This is a genomic window from Plasticicumulans lactativorans, from assembly GCF_004341245.1.
Taxonomy (GTDB): Bacteria; Pseudomonadota; Gammaproteobacteria; order Competibacterales; family Competibacteraceae; genus Plasticicumulans_A; species Plasticicumulans_A lactativorans.
In genome coordinates, this window is the sequence record NZ_SLWY01000003.1 from 99,778 (window position 1) to 114,970 (window position 15,193).

General features: G+C 65.3%; 16 protein-coding genes and 3 tRNA genes. 9 read left to right on the forward strand and 10 right to left on the reverse strand.

Annotated elements, in window-relative coordinates; translation table 11 throughout:
* Positions 1-46: 46 nt before the first annotated feature.
* The 6 genes from EV699_RS02775 to EV699_RS19810 all read right to left on the reverse strand — a co-directional run bounded on the left by EV699_RS02775 (position 47) and on the right by EV699_RS19810 (position 4,499).
* Complete coding sequence (locus EV699_RS02775) at positions 47-1,690, reverse strand: ArnT family glycosyltransferase (RefSeq protein WP_132538724.1); 1,644 nt, start codon at positions 1,688-1,690, stop codon at positions 47-49.
* Positions 1,690-2,355 carry a lipid-A-disaccharide synthase N-terminal domain-containing protein gene (locus EV699_RS02780; protein ID WP_132538726.1) on the reverse strand — a complete coding sequence of 222 codons (666 nt, stop codon included), beginning with the start codon at positions 2,353-2,355 and terminating at the stop codon, positions 1,690-1,692. Before EV699_RS02780 ends, EV699_RS02775 begins: the two co-directional genes overlap by 1 nt.
* A complete protein-coding gene (locus EV699_RS02785) occupies positions 2,342-3,076 on the reverse strand; it encodes a glycosyltransferase family 2 protein (protein ID WP_132538728.1) in 735 nt (244 codons plus the stop codon). Before EV699_RS02785 ends, EV699_RS02780 begins: the two co-directional genes overlap by 14 nt.
* Positions 3,077-3,172: 96 nt before the next feature.
* A complete protein-coding gene (locus tag EV699_RS02790) occupies positions 3,173-3,595 on the reverse strand; it encodes a PaaI family thioesterase (RefSeq protein ID WP_132538730.1) in 423 nt (140 codons plus the stop codon).
* Between the two features lie 23 nt (positions 3,596-3,618).
* Positions 3,619-4,257, reverse strand: coding sequence for a 2-hydroxychromene-2-carboxylate isomerase (locus tag EV699_RS02795; RefSeq protein ID WP_132538732.1), 639 nt, complete (start codon positions 4,255-4,257; stop codon positions 3,619-3,621).
* A gap of 71 nt (positions 4,258-4,328) precedes the next feature.
* On the reverse strand, positions 4,329-4,499 hold the full coding sequence (locus EV699_RS19810) for a hypothetical protein (protein WP_165904005.1): 171 nt from the start codon (positions 4,497-4,499) through the stop codon (positions 4,329-4,331).
* On the opposite strand from EV699_RS19810, the gene EV699_RS02800 reads away from it, so the two are divergent.
* Positions 4,498-5,112 (forward strand): flavin reductase family protein, encoded by a 615-nt coding sequence (locus EV699_RS02800; RefSeq protein WP_132538734.1) that lies wholly within the window; start codon positions 4,498-4,500, stop codon positions 5,110-5,112. The genes EV699_RS19810 and EV699_RS02800 overlap by 2 nt on opposite strands.
* Before the next feature lie 36 nt (positions 5,113-5,148).
* Here EV699_RS02800 and EV699_RS02805 read toward each other — a convergent pair whose 3' ends face one another.
* A complete protein-coding gene (locus EV699_RS02805) occupies positions 5,149-6,156 on the reverse strand; it encodes a quinone-dependent dihydroorotate dehydrogenase (RefSeq protein ID WP_132538736.1) in 1,008 nt (335 codons plus the stop codon).
* A 104-nt stretch (positions 6,157-6,260) separates the two neighbouring features.
* Positions 6,261-7,109, reverse strand: coding sequence for an XDD4 family exosortase-dependent surface protein (locus EV699_RS02810; RefSeq protein ID WP_132538738.1), 849 nt, complete (start codon positions 7,107-7,109; stop codon positions 6,261-6,263).
* Positions 7,110-7,339: 230 nt separating this feature from the next.
* Between EV699_RS02810 and uvrC the strand changes: the two genes are divergently transcribed.
* The 5 genes from uvrC (at position 7,340) to EV699_RS02835 (ending at position 10,125) form a co-directional block, all read left to right on the forward strand.
* Complete coding sequence (gene uvrC / locus EV699_RS02815; RefSeq protein WP_132538740.1) at positions 7,340-9,160, forward strand: excinuclease ABC subunit UvrC; 1,821 nt, start codon at positions 7,340-7,342, stop codon at positions 9,158-9,160.
* Positions 9,161-9,178: 18 nt separating this feature from the next.
* Positions 9,179-9,733, forward strand: coding sequence for a CDP-diacylglycerol--glycerol-3-phosphate 3-phosphatidyltransferase (gene pgsA, locus EV699_RS02820; RefSeq protein WP_132538742.1), 555 nt, complete (start codon positions 9,179-9,181; stop codon positions 9,731-9,733).
* Between the two features lie 68 nt (positions 9,734-9,801).
* Positions 9,802-9,877: transfer RNA gene (locus EV699_RS02825), tRNA-Gly, on the forward strand.
* Positions 9,878-9,959: 82 nt separating this feature from the next.
* Positions 9,960-10,033 (forward strand) — tRNA-Cys (locus EV699_RS02830).
* 5 nt (positions 10,034-10,038) lie between these two features.
* Positions 10,039-10,125: transfer RNA gene (locus EV699_RS02835), tRNA-Leu, on the forward strand.
* A 354-nt stretch (positions 10,126-10,479) separates the two neighbouring features.
* On the opposite strand, the gene EV699_RS02840 is transcribed toward EV699_RS02835, so the two are convergent.
* Positions 10,480-11,022, reverse strand: coding sequence for a helix-turn-helix domain-containing protein (locus EV699_RS02840; protein ID WP_132538744.1), 543 nt, complete (start codon positions 11,020-11,022; stop codon positions 10,480-10,482).
* Positions 11,023-11,321: 299 nt separating this feature from the next.
* Positions 11,322-11,708, reverse strand: coding sequence for a hypothetical protein (locus EV699_RS20160; protein ID WP_243662546.1), 387 nt, complete (start codon positions 11,706-11,708; stop codon positions 11,322-11,324).
* Here EV699_RS20160 and EV699_RS02850 point away from each other — a divergent pair.
* The 3 genes from EV699_RS02850 (at position 11,617) to folP (ending at position 15,032) form a co-directional block, all read left to right on the forward strand.
* On the forward strand, positions 11,617-12,180 hold the full coding sequence (locus EV699_RS02850; RefSeq protein WP_243662539.1) for an RlmE family RNA methyltransferase: 564 nt from the start codon (positions 11,617-11,619) through the stop codon (positions 12,178-12,180). The two genes, EV699_RS20160 and EV699_RS02850, sit on opposite strands and share 92 nt — an antisense overlap.
* A gap of 79 nt (positions 12,181-12,259) precedes the next feature.
* Positions 12,260-14,185 (forward strand): ATP-dependent zinc metalloprotease FtsH, encoded by a 1,926-nt coding sequence (gene ftsH, locus EV699_RS02855; RefSeq protein ID WP_207922987.1) that lies wholly within the window; start codon positions 12,260-12,262, stop codon positions 14,183-14,185.
* A 7-nt stretch (positions 14,186-14,192) separates the two neighbouring features.
* Positions 14,193-15,032: a dihydropteroate synthase gene (folP, locus tag EV699_RS02860; RefSeq protein ID WP_424450011.1), complete on the forward strand. Its 840-nt coding sequence runs from the start codon at positions 14,193-14,195 to the stop codon at positions 15,030-15,032.
* The last annotated feature ends 161 nt before the right edge of the window (positions 15,033-15,193 follow it).

Here is a 15,193-nt window from a genome sequence, read left to right on the forward strand (position 1 = left end):
GTCGGGGCGCTCCGCGGCGGCAGGCGTCGCCGCGGGCCGCCGGGGCTCACTCGGTGTCGTCGGCGGCGTCGACCGGGGCGTCCTCGCCGGCGAGGAACTCGGGGTGTTCGAGCAGGGTGCGGGCGTCCCACAGCACGGCGTGGCGCTGGCGGTACGGCTGGGTGTAGCGCGCCGCCGCGCGCTGCTCGGGGCTCAGCCGGGTGTGGCGCAGCACCAGCGCGCCATCGGGGTGCGCGCGTGCCCAGTCGAGCTCGCCGCCGCTCGGGATCAGCACCAGCGGCGCGGCGAGGCGGCCGGCGAACTGGAACTCGCCATGGTACTTGCCGGGGTGCGCCACCGGCTGCCCGGCCTGCTGGCGCTCGCCGATGCGGGCGGCGAGCGGGGCGCCGTCGAGCGTGGGCGCGGCGGCACGGATCGGCCCGGCGTACACCAGCACGCCGCACAGCACGGTGAGCAGGGGCAGCCGCGGCACGGCATCGCCGCGCGCGAGCAGCCACGGCCAGGCCAGCGCGACGGCGGCGAGCAGCACGCCCCACAGCGGCGAGACCTCGCCGACCCAGGCCGGCCAGCCCTGACGTACCGCCAGCAGCGGCGCCAGTGCCAGCGCCACGCCGAGCAGCGCGTAGGGCAGCACCAGCAGCCAGGCACCGATGCGGGCGGCGAGCGGGCCGGCGGGTTCGAGGTCGCCGAGGCCGCGGGCGATCAGCAGCGCCACCGCCGGCAGCAGCGGCAGCAGGTAGTGCACCTGCTTGCCGCTGATCGCCGAGAAGACCAGCAGCCCCGGCAGCAGCCAGGCGAGGCAGAAGCGCTCGCCGGCGCCGAGGCCGGCGCGCAGCCGGCCGAGCAGCGCCTGCCAGAAGCGCGGCCACAGCGCCCACGGCAGCAGGATCGCCGGCAGCACCGGCAGGTACCACCACCACGGCCGCTGGTGTGCGAAGGACTTGACCATGCGCCCGGCGGTCTGCCCCCAGAGAATCGCGTGGCGGTACTCCTCGCCGCCGAGCACCGCGGCGGGGATCGCCCAGGCCAGTGCCAGTGCCGCGCCGGCGAGCACCGCGAGCCCCAGCGCGCGATACCAGCGGCGCCACGCGAGCGGGCGCGGTGCGGTCGCCCACCACGGCGCGGCGAGCGCGGCCGGCAGCAGGTAGACCAGCACGGCCGGGCCCTTGGTGAGCACGCCGAAGCCGATGCCGAGCGCGAACAGCGTCCAGCCGCCGCGCCACGCGCGCCACGCGCGCGCAAGCCCGATCAGCCCCACCAGCACGCAGGCCGTCATCAGCAGATCGAACATCAGGAAGGTCGCGAACAGCGCCACGTAGAGGCTGCCGAGCAGCAGCCAGGGCGCGCGCACGCGAGTGCCGGGATCGTCGGGCCAGAGGGTGCGGGCGAGCGTGCCGGTGAGCAGCAGGCTCGCCGCCGCCGCCAGCGCCGGCACCAGCCGCGGCACCCAGTCGTGCACGCCGAGCCACGCCCACAGGGCATTGATCAGCCAGAACAGCAGCGGCGGCTTGTGGCTGTAGGGCGCGCCGTTGAGGTGCGGCACCAGGACGTCGCCACGCAGCCACATCTCCCAGGCGACGGCGGTGTAGCGGGTCTCGTCGATCGGCACCGGGCCGCGGCAGACGAGGCCGACGGCGACCAGCGCCGCCAGCGCGACGAGGGGGGCGAGCCGCTGCAGCAGGGTCCGCATCAGGAGGCGGTCTCGGTTGCCGCCGCGGTCTTGGTACGGCGGCGGTCCTGGCGGCGGATCAGCCGGAGGTTGCGCAGGTAGACGACGATGCCGAAGGTCTGGCCGAGGATGATCACCGGGTCACGCTGGGCGATCGCGTAGGTCAGCAGCATCGAACTGCCGATCATGCTCAGGTACCAGAAGTGGATGGGCGTCACCGAGCCCTGCGCGCGCTCGCTGGCGAACCACTGCAGCACGAAGCGGCCGGTGAACAGGGTCTGCCCGACCAGGCCGAACACGCTCCAGAACGGGTGGAACTCGACCACCTTGGTGGTGTGCGCCGGGTTCGAGGCGTAGCCGGCGGCGAGGCCGAGCACGACGAACCCGAGCCAGGGCCAGAACCACGACAGCGCCCGCCGGCCCGGCTCGGCGCGGTGGATCAGCTCGAGGTTGCGCTGGTAGATCGCGAGGCCGAGCATCTGCCCGAGCACGATCACCAGGTCGCGCTGGTGCGCGGCGTACGCCAGCAGCAGCGCCGAGCCGCCGATGCTGAAGTACCAGAAATGAATCGGCATCAGGCTCTTGCGCGCGCGCTCGGAGAGGATCCACTGGACCAGGAAGCGCGCCGAGAACAGCGCCTGCGCCAGCAGCCCGACCGAGGTCCACAGCGGGTCAAGCTTGAACATCACCGGCCTCCACGGATTCGGGCACGCGCGCACGGCGTTGCAGCCACATCACCCCGAGCAGGTCGACGATGCCGACCGCGAGGCGGTCGAGGGTGCCGTACTTCGACACGCCGCGGGTGCGGTGGCGGTGGTTGACCTCCACCGACACCAGATCGTAGCCCGCGCGCCTGATCAGCGCCGGCAGGAAGCGGTGCATGTGGTCGAAGTACGGCAGCTCCAGGTACACCTCGCGGGAGAACACCTTGAGGCCGCAGCCGGTGTCGGGGGTGGCGTCGCCGAGCAGGCGCGAGCGCACGCCGTTGGCGATCTTCGACGAGATGCGCTTGATCCAGCTGTCCTGGCGCTTGCGCCGGTAGCCGGCGGCCATCACCAGCCGGGGCGCCCGCTCGGGCGTGGTCAGCACGGCCAGCAGCCGCGGGATGTCGGCGGGGTCGTTCTGGCCGTCGCCGTCGAGGGTGGCGATCCACGGCGCCCGCGCGGCGCGGATGCCGCTGCGCACCGCGGTGCTCTGGCCGCAGGCACGCGCGTGGGTGAGCACGCGCAGCTGCGCCAGGCGCTGGCGCGCCTCGGCGAGGCGCGCCGCGGTGTCGTCGCGGCTGCCGTCGTCGACGTAGATGATCTCGTAGGCGTAGCGGCCATCGAGCGCGGCGGTGATCTCGTCGAGCAGCGGGGCGATGTTCTCGCCCTCGTTGTGTACGGGTACGACTACGGAAAGGTCCATCGTGGCGTCCGCTGGTCAGCGAAAAAGATCGCGCATGCTACCCGAAAACGGCATGTTGCGCTGCAACATCCACAGCCCGGCCCGTGGCTTGCGCACTCAGCCCCGCTGCGGCGGGATCGAGTACGTGCAGGTGACGTGCGCCACCGGCTCGGCCTCGCCCTCCGAGTAAAGCAGCACCTCGCCGACCGCGAGCCGCTTGCCCAGCTTGAGGATGCGGCCCTCGCCGATCAGGTCCGCGGGCCGCGGCCGGCGCAGGAAGTTGCAGTTGAGGTTGGTGGTGACGGCGAGCTCGACGCGCCCGATCAGCGACAGCACTACGCCGTACATGATGATGTCGGCCAGCGCCATCTGGATCGGTCCCGACACGGTGCCGCCGGGGCGGATGAAATCGTCGCGGAAGGGGATGCGGATGACGCAGCGCCCGGCGTCGAGCTGCTCGACGCGGATGCCGAGCTGGCCGATGAACGGCACGTGCGTGGTGGCGAGCTCCTCGAACTCCGGCAGCGGGATGCGGCTCACGGCGGGCTCCTGTGCGGCGCGGCTCAGATGCGGCGCTGCACGCCGACCGGCAGCGTGCTGACGCGCGCCATTTCGGCGTCGGCGAACAGGGCCGGGTCGGCGAGGAAGTCGTGCAGCATGTCGGTGGTGTCGAGGCCCCAGAACAACTCGCCGTCGACGATCGCGGTGGGCACGCCGAACACGCCGCGTGCGATCGCGTCGTCGGTCGCGCGCCGCAGCGCGTCCTTGACCTCGGGCGCGTTCAGGCGGGCCTCGGCGTCGGCCACCGTGAGCCCCAGCCGTGCGCACAGGGCCGCCCAGTCGGCGGGATCGTCGAGGCTGCGGCCGTCGGCCCAGAAGTGGCGGAAGACGTCGCGCACCACCGCGGGTGTCGCGCCGAGCGCGACGGTGAGGCGCAGCGCCCGCAGCGGATTGAACGGGTGCGCCGGCGGCATCCGGTAGGGAATGCCGAGGTGGCGCGCGCGCCACAGGCAGTGGCGGTAGGTGAGGGTGCGCATCCCCGGCACCTCGGCCGGCCCGCGGGTGGCGGTGGCTTCGAGCAGCGCGCCGAGCAGCACCGGCCGGTAGACGATGGTCGCGGCGGGCGGGCGACGCTCGAAGGTTTCGAGCTGCAGGTAGGCGAAGGGTGACAGGTAGTCGAAATACCACTCCAGCGTCGGCATCGATGGTGTCCTCGGTGTGGGCGTGGCGCGGCCGTGCCACGCGCATGGAGCCCCGCCGGCGGGGCGGGCGGCTACCAGCGCGGGGCGCTGCCGGGGGTGGCGGCAGTACTGTAGTCGGGATCGGCGGTGATGTCCGGCGCCACCGCGGCATGGGACATCGTCGATCCCGGTTCAGCCGCCGGCAGCGTTTCTGGCCTACGCTGGTGGGCGGCAATCGGCCCTACCGACACGAGCAGCGCCATGACGTTCGACCCCGACGAGCTTCCGCAGGATGCGCGCTACCGCCTGGCCATCGGCAGCGTGCTGCCGCGCCCGATCGCCTGGGTGAGCACCTGCGATGCGGCCGAGCGGCCCAATCTGGCGCCGTTCTCGTTCTTCACCGTCGCTGCGAGCCAGCCGCTGACGCTGGTGTTCTGTCCGCAGATCGCCGCGCACGGCGAGAAGGACACCCTGCGCAACCTGCGCGGGCGCGGGGAGTGCGTGGTGAACATCACCAACGCCGATACGGCGGGGGCGATGAACCTGAGCTCGGCCGATCTCCCCTACGGCGAATCGGAATTCGCGTTCGCCGGCCTGACGCCGGTGGCGAGCGAGGTGGTCCGGCCGCCGCGGGTGGGCGAGGCGCCCGTCGCGTTCGAGTGCCGGGTCGAGCGCATCGTCGATTGCGGCGACGGCGGTCTCGGCAGCGGTTCGGCCGTGTTCGCGCGGGTGCTGCGCATCCACGTGCGCGACGACCTGTTCGACGGCCGGCACATCGCCACCGACCGGCTGCGCCCGATCGGGCGCATGGCCGGCAACGATTACCTCGGCCTGGACGGGGTGTTCAGCCTGGAGCGCCCGCGCGGCCGCCGTTAGCGGCGCGTGCCGGCGTGGCGGGCGGCGGCGCCTGTTTCAGCCGATGGCGTCGACCGCTTCCCGGATCAGTGCCGGACCGCGGTAGATCAGCCCGGTGTAGAGCTGCACCAGGCTCGCGCCGGCGTCGATCTTGGCGCGGGCGTCGGCGCCGCTGAGGATGCCGCCGACGCCGATGATCGGCAGGCGCCCGTCGAGGGCGGTGGCGAGGCGGCGGATCACCTCGGTCGACCGCGTCACCAGCGGCGCGCCGGAGAGGCCGCCGGCCTCGTCGGCGTGCGGCAGACCGGCCACCGCACGGCGATCGAGCGTGGTGTTGGTGGCGATCACGGCATCGATGCCGGCGCGGGCGAGCGCTGCGGCGACGACCGGGATGTCCGCGTCGGCGAGGTCCGGCGCGATCTTCAGCGCGAGCGGCACGTAGCGGCCGTGGGTGTCGGCGAGCCGCGCCTGCTCGGCCTTGAGCGCCATGAGCAACTGATCGAGGGATTCACCGTACTGCAGGTCGCGCAGGCCCGGCGTGTTCGGCGACGAGATGTTCACGGTGACGTAGCCGGCGTGCGCGTACACCTTGCGCAGGCAGGCGAGGTAGTCGTCGAGGGCGTGCTCGTTCGGCGTGTCCTTGTTCTTCCCGATGTTGATCCCGAGCACGCCCCGGTACCCCGCGGTGCGCACCCGCTCGACCAGGTGATCGACCCCGCGGTTGTTGAAGCCGAAGCGGTTGATCAGGGCCTCGGCCTGCGGCAGGCGGAACAGCCGCGGGCGCGGATTGCCCGGCTGCGGGCGCGGCGTCACGGTACCGATCTCGATGAAGCCGAAGCCGAGGGCGGCGAGGCCGGCGATGGCCGCCCCGTTCTTGTCGAGCCCGGCGGCGAGGCCGACCGGGTTCGGGAACTCGATCCCCATCACCACCCGTGGCCGGCGCGGTACCGCCCCGGCCAGCCGCCGCGTGCCCTCGCCCAGCCGCGCCAGGGCGGCCAGCGCGAGATCGTGGGCCGTCTCGGCGTCGAGGCGGAACAGGGCGGAGCGGACGAGTTCGTAGAGCATGGCGGCCGTGGGTCTAGAGTGGATCGGCGGGGCGGGCGCTGCTTCGCTGCAAAAGCGAAACGGCCGGCGGGTGCCGGCCGTTTCGAACCGCGTTCTACACGAAGTCAGGCGCTGGTGCGACGCCGCGAGCGCGTCTTCATCCAGGCGAGGCCGAAGCCCAGCAGCGCGAGTGAAGCCGGCTCCGGCACCTGCTGGTTGGCGAGCAATCCTGCGCGCTGGGCGGTGATGTTCGGCTCGCTCATTCCCGTGCCGTACTGGAAGCTGACGTTGGCGATGGCCTTCGAGATGTCGGTGTTGGCCGGCAGGCCGCTCAGGATGAAGCGGGCGCTGTTCTTGATCACGCCCTGGTCGAACGTCGACGACGAGTTGCCACCCGTGTAGGTCGAGGACACGATGCCGTATTGCAGGCCGTCGAGCGCCGACGGCCCCGACATGTTGGGGTTGCTGTCGCCGAAGTTGGGATTGCCGAACAGCCCGCCGAGCCCGCTGCTCGAAATACCGCGGTCGGCACCGTTGACCGAGATGCCGGTCTGCGAATAGCCCCATTCGCCGTCGATGTCGCCGTTGGTGGGCTGGGTCGCGAGCGGGTTGCCGGCGTTGTCGACGACGACGCTCCCCGGAGCGAGGCGGGCCGAGTTCTGGGCGTTGCAGGCCTGCGTCGAGCAGAGGGTCACGGTGGTGTTGAAGCCGAAGAACACGGCGGTCAGCACATCGGATGGCACGGTGGCGCTGCCATAGGCGGGCGCCGTGTTCTTCAGGTCGACCTGGAACAAGCCCCCGGTGAGGTCGGTGAACGTCACCGATGCCGACAGGCTGTGGCCGGATGTGCTGTTGGTCCCTGACCCCGTGAAGGTGACTGAAACGAACGCCGAGGCGTCACTGCAGACGCCGACCGCGGCGAGGAGGGCCAGGGCAAGCCCGAGGGCGCGGGTGCGTACCGATGGTTGCGGCATGGTGGATGACCTTGAATGTGTTGATGCGCGTGGCGCGCGACCGCGGTCCGCAATGGACAGTCGCCGCTCACCTCTTTGACGAGGCTAACATGCAAAAGCCGTGGCAGATTTAAAATAATGTTTACGGTCAAATCGTTGCGGCGTTTTTCAGGAGACTGGGTCTTGTGGCGATGTAAAGAATGCAGGCGGTTCGGCAGATCAGGCCGCGATGCGATGTCCGCAGGTGTGTGATGGCCGCCGGCGCGTTCGATTTTCGCGAGTTCCTGCGCACGCTGGTGCCCCTGCCGGGGGTCTACAGGATGCTCGATACCGCGGGCAAGGTGCTCTATGTCGGCAAGGCGAAGAATCTCAGGCGCCGGGTCGGCAGCTATTTTCGTGCTCATCACGTGTCGGAAAAGACGAATCACCTGGTGGCACAGATTGCGGGTATCGAGGTCACGGTGACCCACACCGAGGCCGAAGCCTTGCTGCTCGAGCATTCGCTGATCAAGGAATTCAGGCCTCCTTACAATATCTTGCTGCGGGACGACAAAAGCTATCCGTGGATATACCTGTCCGCCGGCACGTTCCCGCGCCTCTCCCTGCATCGCGGGGCGCGGAAGGCACCCGGGCGCTATTTCGGACCGTATCCTTCGGCGGGGGCGGTCCGCGACACGCTGCATCTGATGCAGAAGGTCTTCAAGTTGCGCCAGTGCGAAGACAGTTTCTTCGCCAACCGCAGCCGCCCGTGTCTGCAATTCCAGATCAGGCGCTGCTCGGCCCCCTGCACCGGTGAGATCGACGCGAAGGCCTATGCTGCCGATGTCGCCGATACCGTGCGTTTCCTGGAAGGTCGCAGCAACGAGGTTGTCGACGATCTCGTCGCCCGCATGGAGCGGGCCGCCGAGGTGCTGCGCTTCGAGGAGGCGGCCGTGATCCGTGACCGCATCGCGCAGATCCGCCGCGTCCAGGAGCGTCAGTACATCAGCGGCGAGCGCGGTGACCTCGATGTCGTGGCCGTGGCAGCCGAGGGCGGTGCGGCGTGCGTCCAGGTGTTCTTTTTCCGTGGCGGGCGCAGCCTCGGCAACAAGCCGTTCTTTCCGCTGATTCCCGCGGACGAATCACCCGAGCGCGTCCTTGCGGCCTTCCTCGTGCAGTACTACCTGGCACACGAACCGCCGGCCGAGATCCTCCTCAGCCACGCGCCGAGGGACACGACGCTGATCGCGGAGGCCCTGCGTGCCCGTGCGGGGCGTCGCGTGGATTTCGTGCTGCGTCCTCGCGGCGACCGGGCACGCTGGCTCGAGATGGCGCGTCGCAATGCGGCGCACGCCCTGGCCGCGGAACTGTCGAGCCGCACCGGGATGCGGCGGCGCTTCGAGGCCTTGCAGGAGGCGCTCGGGCTCGACGCCGTGCCCGAGCGCCTCGAATGCTTCGACATCAGCCACACCGGCGGGGAGGCTACGGTGGCGTCGTGCGTGGTGTTCGACGGGGAGGGACCGCGCAAGTCCGATTACCGTCGCTACAACATCGAGGGCATCGTTCCCGGCGATGACTACGCTGCGATGCAGCAGGCGCTGACCCGGCGCTACACGCGCCTGCGTGACCAGGACGAAGTCCTGCCCGACATCCTCTTCATCGACGGTGGCAAGGGGCAACTGGCGCAGGCGGAAGGCGTGATGCGCGAACTGCAGATCAGCGACGTGCTGCTCGTGGGCATCGCCAAGGGGCCGGATCGCAAACCGGGGCTGGAGGTCCTTTACTTGTCCGGTACCGGCCGCGCCACTACACTCCCGCCCGAGTCTGCCGCCCTGCATCTGGTGCAGCAAATCCGTGACGAAGCTCATCGATTTGCGATTACGGGGCACCGCCAGCGGCGTGCCAAGGCTCGCCGCACATCGGTCCTGGAAGAAATCGAGGGCATCGGCGCGAAGCGGCGCAGCGCGTTGCTGCGCCAGTTCGGCGGCCTGCAGCAACTCGCGCGCGCCGGTGTCGAGGACATCGCGCGCGTTGACGGTGTCGGTGTCGAGCTGGCACGACGCATCTACGATGCGCTCCACGGAGACGGCTAGCCAGCGCCGGTTCAGCTGATGACCTTGACGACCCCCACGATCCTGACGCTCTTGCGTATCGCCCTGATACCGGTCTTCGTGGTGGTCTTCTTTCTGGACTTCGACGGCAGCAACGTCTTCTGCACGGCCCTGTTCACGCTGGCGGCGCTGACCGACTGGTTCGACGGCTACCTGGCGCGACGCCTCGGGCAGGCGTCGGACTTCGGCGCGTTCCTCGACCCCGTCGCGGACAAGCTGATGGTGGCGGCTGCGCTCGTGCTGCTCGTGTACGCTGACGACTCTCCCTGGGTGGCCGCGTCGGCCGTCGTGATCATCGGCCGCGAAATCACCATCTCGGCGTTGCGCGAATGGATGGCCCGCATCGGCAGTCGTGCGGCGGTAGCGGTGTCGACGGTGGGCAAGTTCAAGACCACGGTCCAGATGATCGCGCTCGTGCTGCTGCTGTACCGGGAGCCGGTGCTTGGGGTGGCGACACTGCCGTTGGGGCGCGCGCTGCTGTATGTGGCCGCCGTGCTGACCCTGTGGTCGATGTTCATCTACCTGGGCGCCGCGTGGTCGGCCCTACGCAAGTAAGTGGGTTGACGTCGCAGTCGGCTTGACGGGACGGGCATTGAGGCTATAATGCGCGCCGCACTGGTGATGCGGGAATAGCTCAGTTGGTAGAGCATAACCTTGCCAAGGTTAGGGTCGCGAGTTCGAGTCTCGTTTCCCGCTCCACATCGAAACCTCGATCATCGAGGTTTTTTTGTTTGATGCCGATTTAGGGCTCTGTAAGGAGTGCTAGTTCGGTGCGCTTTTCGGCTAGGTGGCAGAGTGGTCATGCAGCGGCCTGCAAAGCCGTGGACGCCGGTTCGATTCCGACCCTAGCCTCCATCCTCGCCTGGGTGGCGGAATTGGTAGACGCAGCAGACTTAAAATCTGCCGGCCTTTTGGCCATGCCGGTTCGATCCCGGCCCTAGGCACCAAGACTGCCGTCGTCGTTGATCGCTAATAAGCACTCGAATGATTGTGTGCCAGTATGTCGCGGCATCTGGCTCAGTCGTGTCGGCATTGTTGACGGAAGGCGAGTGTTTCGCATGCCTCCGGCGACTGCTGCCAAGTGATCGATAGCATTGGCTTCTGCTTTTTTCCAGGGCGATAGTGCCGAAAAGAATCGATCGGCTTATCACGCTTCTCAGCAGGCCAGTTGTTGGGGTTGGCGCCAAGATATTTCCCTCCATAGGTAAAATCACGACAAGTTCGCCAGCGACTACGCTCCAAACTCATTTCTACGTATGCATCAACCGCAAATCGGAAGCGGTTCTACAGCAAAAACCTGTTTACGACGTACTCTTCATTTTCGGGTCCGACAGCGTATGCCACTGTTGCAGGCAGTAGGGTTGCAACATCGTTTCCAGCAGCATCAGCGGACGAACGCGCCGACCTGTCGCCGGGTAGTGCGGTTCGGTTACGTGTAAGCGTGCCGTGGGCAACCCGATCTGGCAGGGACTGTGAAAGGCGTCTCGTGCCTCCTGTATTGCCTCCGACGGCGCTTCGCGGGCCCGCACGGTCTTCTTCTTGCGGGTGAGCCCCAGACGGCTCAGGTTCAAGCCCACCGTGACCGCGCTGACCGTTTGGCCGGTCAGGTTCACGAAGACCGTGCGTTGGCGGATGCGCTTGCGCAGGATCAGCGCATTGGCCTCCGCGATCTTGTGCGCCCGACCGCCGGCGTGCGGATTGGGGATGGCATCGCCGGTGCCGCGGTAGCGCTTGAGCAGATCACGGACAAAACGGAGGCTCACGGCAAAGCGTCTGGCCAGCGCCCGTTCCGAACCCTCCTGACGCAGATACGCCGCCAGCACTTTGCGTCTCAGGTCGTTCATGAAGGCTTGTCGGGTCAGGTGATAATGGCCCGTTGTGGCGAAATCGGTTGGTCAGCGCTGTAGGCGCAGGGTGGATCAACGCTCCAAGATGATCGAAGAAGAGTCTGTTGTCCGCGCTGGACACGCGTGTATGGGGGCTTGCTTATGCTCGAGAGTTTTATAAATTTGGTGGGCGGTGGTTTAAGAATGGAATGATTGAAGTGTGAGGTGGCACCCTTTGGTAGAGGGTAAGTCAGGCTCATTGATGTGCTTGGCGAAATTCAAATTTTTTAAAAAAGAGAGCTTGAGTGAAAGATAATTTAAAAAATAAGGTGCCACGAGAGGGATTTTCCGTTGCGGCGAGTCCTCTCAACGGCGTTAAGTTCGATCTCGGGGTGATATTGTTTATAGGTTTGCTGTTGCTTCTCGTGGTTGATCGTATAACCCATGTTCGGATCGCCCAGTTGGGCTTGCTGGGCGGCTACGGCATTATCGGACTGATCTGGGTCGTCGTTCGTACCCGGCGGATTCTGCTTCGATACGTCGAGAAGAGAGGTGGGGATGCGTAGCAAGAGCAGCGCACGCTGGTTGCGCGAGCATTTCCAGGATGAGTACGTGCAGCGCGCACGGGCGGAAGGGTGGCGTTCGCGCGCGGTGTACAAGTTGAGCGAGGTCGACGAGCGAGACCGGTTGATGAGGCCGGGCATGACGGTCGTCGATCTCGGCGCCGCTCCCGGCGGGTGGTCCCAGTACGCCGCCAGGCGCGTAGGGGGCGACGGCCTCGTCGTGGCGCTCGATGTGCTGCCGATGGATGCGTTGGCAGGAGTCGAGTGCATCCAGGGGGACTTCCGGGAGCAGTCCGTCTACGATGCCTTGCTCCGGCGACTCGCGGGACGGCACGTCGACCTCGTGCTGTCCGACATGGCCCCGAATACGAGTGGCATGCGTGCTGTCGATCAACCCCGCGCCATGCATCTCGTCGAGCTTGCCGTCGAGTTCGCGCGCGGCGCCCTGCGCCCGGGGGGCGACTTTTTGGTCAAGGTGTTCCAGGGGGAGGGCTTCGATGCCTTGCTGCGTGACCTGCGGGGGAGCTTTGCCACCGTAAACTCGCGTAAACCGAAGGCTTCGCGCGCGCGGAGCGCGGAACTGTACCTCCTAGCGAGGAACTATCGCCTGTAGTAAGGTCGAACCAAAGGGCAGGCCGCGCTGGCGGTCGACGCCGAGTGTATTGCCCTAGGAGGTACTGGCCTTGAACGACATGGTAAAAAACATCCTGCTCTGGGTGGTCATCGCTGTTGTTTTGATGTCTGTTTTCAACAGCTTCGGGCCGCGCACCGCCCCCTCACAGCAGTTGAGCTACTCGCAGTTCCTCGAAGAGGTCAAGCAGGGGCGGGTGGCGCATGTCGCTATTGATGGACGCTCGATCCAGGGGCGCACTTCGACCGGTGAAAAGTTTGTCACGTACAGCCCTGAGACGGACAACAAGGCCATGGTTGGCACGCTGCTCGAGAATAACGTCGATATCGAGGGGCGTCCTCCAGAGCAGCAGTCGCTGCTGATGCAGATCTTCATCAGCTGGTTCCCGATGCTGCTGCTGATCGGTGTATGGGTCTTCTTCTTGCGGCAGATGCAGGGGGGCGCAGGCGGGCGCGGGGCCATGAGCTTCGGAAAGAGCCGGGCCCGGATGATGAGCGAAGATCAGATCAAGGTGACTTTCGCCGACGTCGCGGGCGTCGACGAGGCCAAGGAGGAAGTCGCGGAGCTCGTCGAGTTTCTGCGGGATCCGGGAAAGTTTCAGCGTCTGGGCGGCAAGATTCCGCGAGGCGTGCTGATGGTCGGTTCGCCGGGCACTGGCAAGACCTTGCTGGCCAAGGCAATCGCCGGTGAGGCTAAGGTGCCGTTCTTCAGCATTTCGGGGTCCGATTTCGTCGAGATGTTCGTGGGCGTGGGCGCGTCACGTGTGCGTGACATGTTCGAGCAGGCAAAGAAACATGCGCCGTGCATCATCTTTATCGATGAGATCGATGCCGTTGGGCGCCATCGTGGAGCGGGATTGGGAGGCGGCCACGATGAGCGTGAGCAGACGCTCAACCAGTTGCTGGTGGAAATGGATGGTTTCGAGGGCAACGAGGGCATCATCGTCATCGCTGCGACGAACCGGCCGGATGTGTTGGATCCCGCACTGCTGCGTCCCGGCCGATTTGACCGGCAGGTCGTGGTCCCACTGCCCGACGTAAGAGGGCGCGAACAGATCCTTAAAGTGCATATGCGGAAAGTTCCGATTGCCGGGGATGTGAAACCGTCGTTGATTGCAAGAGGAACGCCGGGGTTCTCGGGTGCGGATCTTGCCAATTTGGTCAATGAAGCGGCTCTCTTCGCCGCTCGATCGAATCGTCGTGAAGTCGGGATGGAGGAGTTTGAGAAAGCCAAGGACAAACTCATGATGGGGGCTGAACGCAAGTCCATGGTCATGAGCGAACAGGAGAAGAAATTGACGGCTTACCATGAAGCCGGCCATGCGATTGTGGGTAGATTGGTCCCAGATCATGATCCGGTATACAAGGTGAGCATAATTCCGCGCGGACGGGCTTTAGGCGTGACGATGTTTCTGCCCGAACAGGATCGCTACAGTTACAGCAAGCAGCGATTGGAAAGTCAGATATCCAGCCTGTTTGGTGGACGAATTGCCGAGGTGCTCATTTTTGGTCCTGAGTTTGTTACGACCGGAGCATCGAATGATATCGAGAGAGCGACCGAAATCGCCCGCAACATGGTTACGAAGTGGGGTTTGTCTGAGCGTTTGGGCCCTCTTACCTATAGTGAGGACGATGGTGAGGTCTTCCTGGGGCGATCGGTGACGAGGCATAAGAATGTTTCCGATGAAACAGCGCACGTGATCGATGAAGAAATACGCTCCGTCATTGATAGAAACTATATGCGGGCAGAACAGATATTGCGTGATCGAATGGCCCAGTTGCATCAGATGGCAGAAGCCCTGATGAAATATGAGACGATCGACTCCGATCAAATCGACGATATTATGATGGGGCGGGAGTTGCGGCCGCCTAAAGATGTGCTGTCCGAGAATGAACCCCCGAACAGCACGGGTTCGCACTCGGGTTCGTCCGGTGAGGGCGAGAAGACCGGAGATGGAACGATTGGAGGGGTTGCCCAGCAGCACTGAGTGCTGATTGATGAAGTTTATATGCAGAAACAAGGCGGTAGATTTATCCGAGCCGCGTGTGATGGGGGTCCTTAATGTGACCCCCGATTCGTTTTCTGATGGTGGCCGCTACATGGATGTGGAAAGTGCCTTGGATCGCGCATGGCAGATGATTGATGAAGGTGCGGCGATCATCGATATCGGTGGCGAATCTACCCGGCCAGGGGCGGTTCGGCCAGCGGTTGCCGTGGAATTGAACCGGATAGTTCCAGTGGTTCAGCATTTGGCCGCAGCTTCACTTCCTGTGCCAATTTCTGTAGATACGCGGCACGCTGATGTGATGAAAGCTGTGATTGACGCTGGCGCGGATATCATTAACGACGTCGAGGCTTTGCACGCGCCGGGTGCAATTGATATTTGCGCAACTGCCAAGGTCGGCGTTTGCCTAATGCACATGCAAGGGACTCCTGACACAATGCAGGTGCAACCGCACTATGCAAATGTGGTTGATGAAGTGCGTTCGTACCTTGAAGGGCGTTTGGCGACATGCTTGCGACATGGAGTGTCGCGGGAGTCAATCTTGCTAGACCCAGGATTTGGATTTGGCAAAACCTGCGAACATAACTACTTATTGTTAAAAAGACTTAGGATAATTGCGGGTATTGGTATGCCTGTACTGGTGGGATTGTCAAGAAAATCGATGATTGGTTCGGTTCTTGATGTGGAAGTCGAAAAAAGAACAGTTGGCAGTGTGGTGGCAGCGATGCTCGCAGTTCAAGGCGGAGCCAAGGTCGTTCGTGCACATGACGTCTTCGAAACGATTCAAGGGCTGAAAATATTACGGGCATGTGTCGCAGTTGATAGGTGATTAAAGGCTTTTGTTTGTCGAATCTTATGTCAGATCATTATTTATAATTAAGATTTTGATTGTTCTGTAGAGGGGCAATAATGCTGGGCATGCGGTGATAGAAAGTGTCTGCCTGGGCTTGGTAGTATTTAGATAACTAAATTGATCTCGATTTTTTTGGG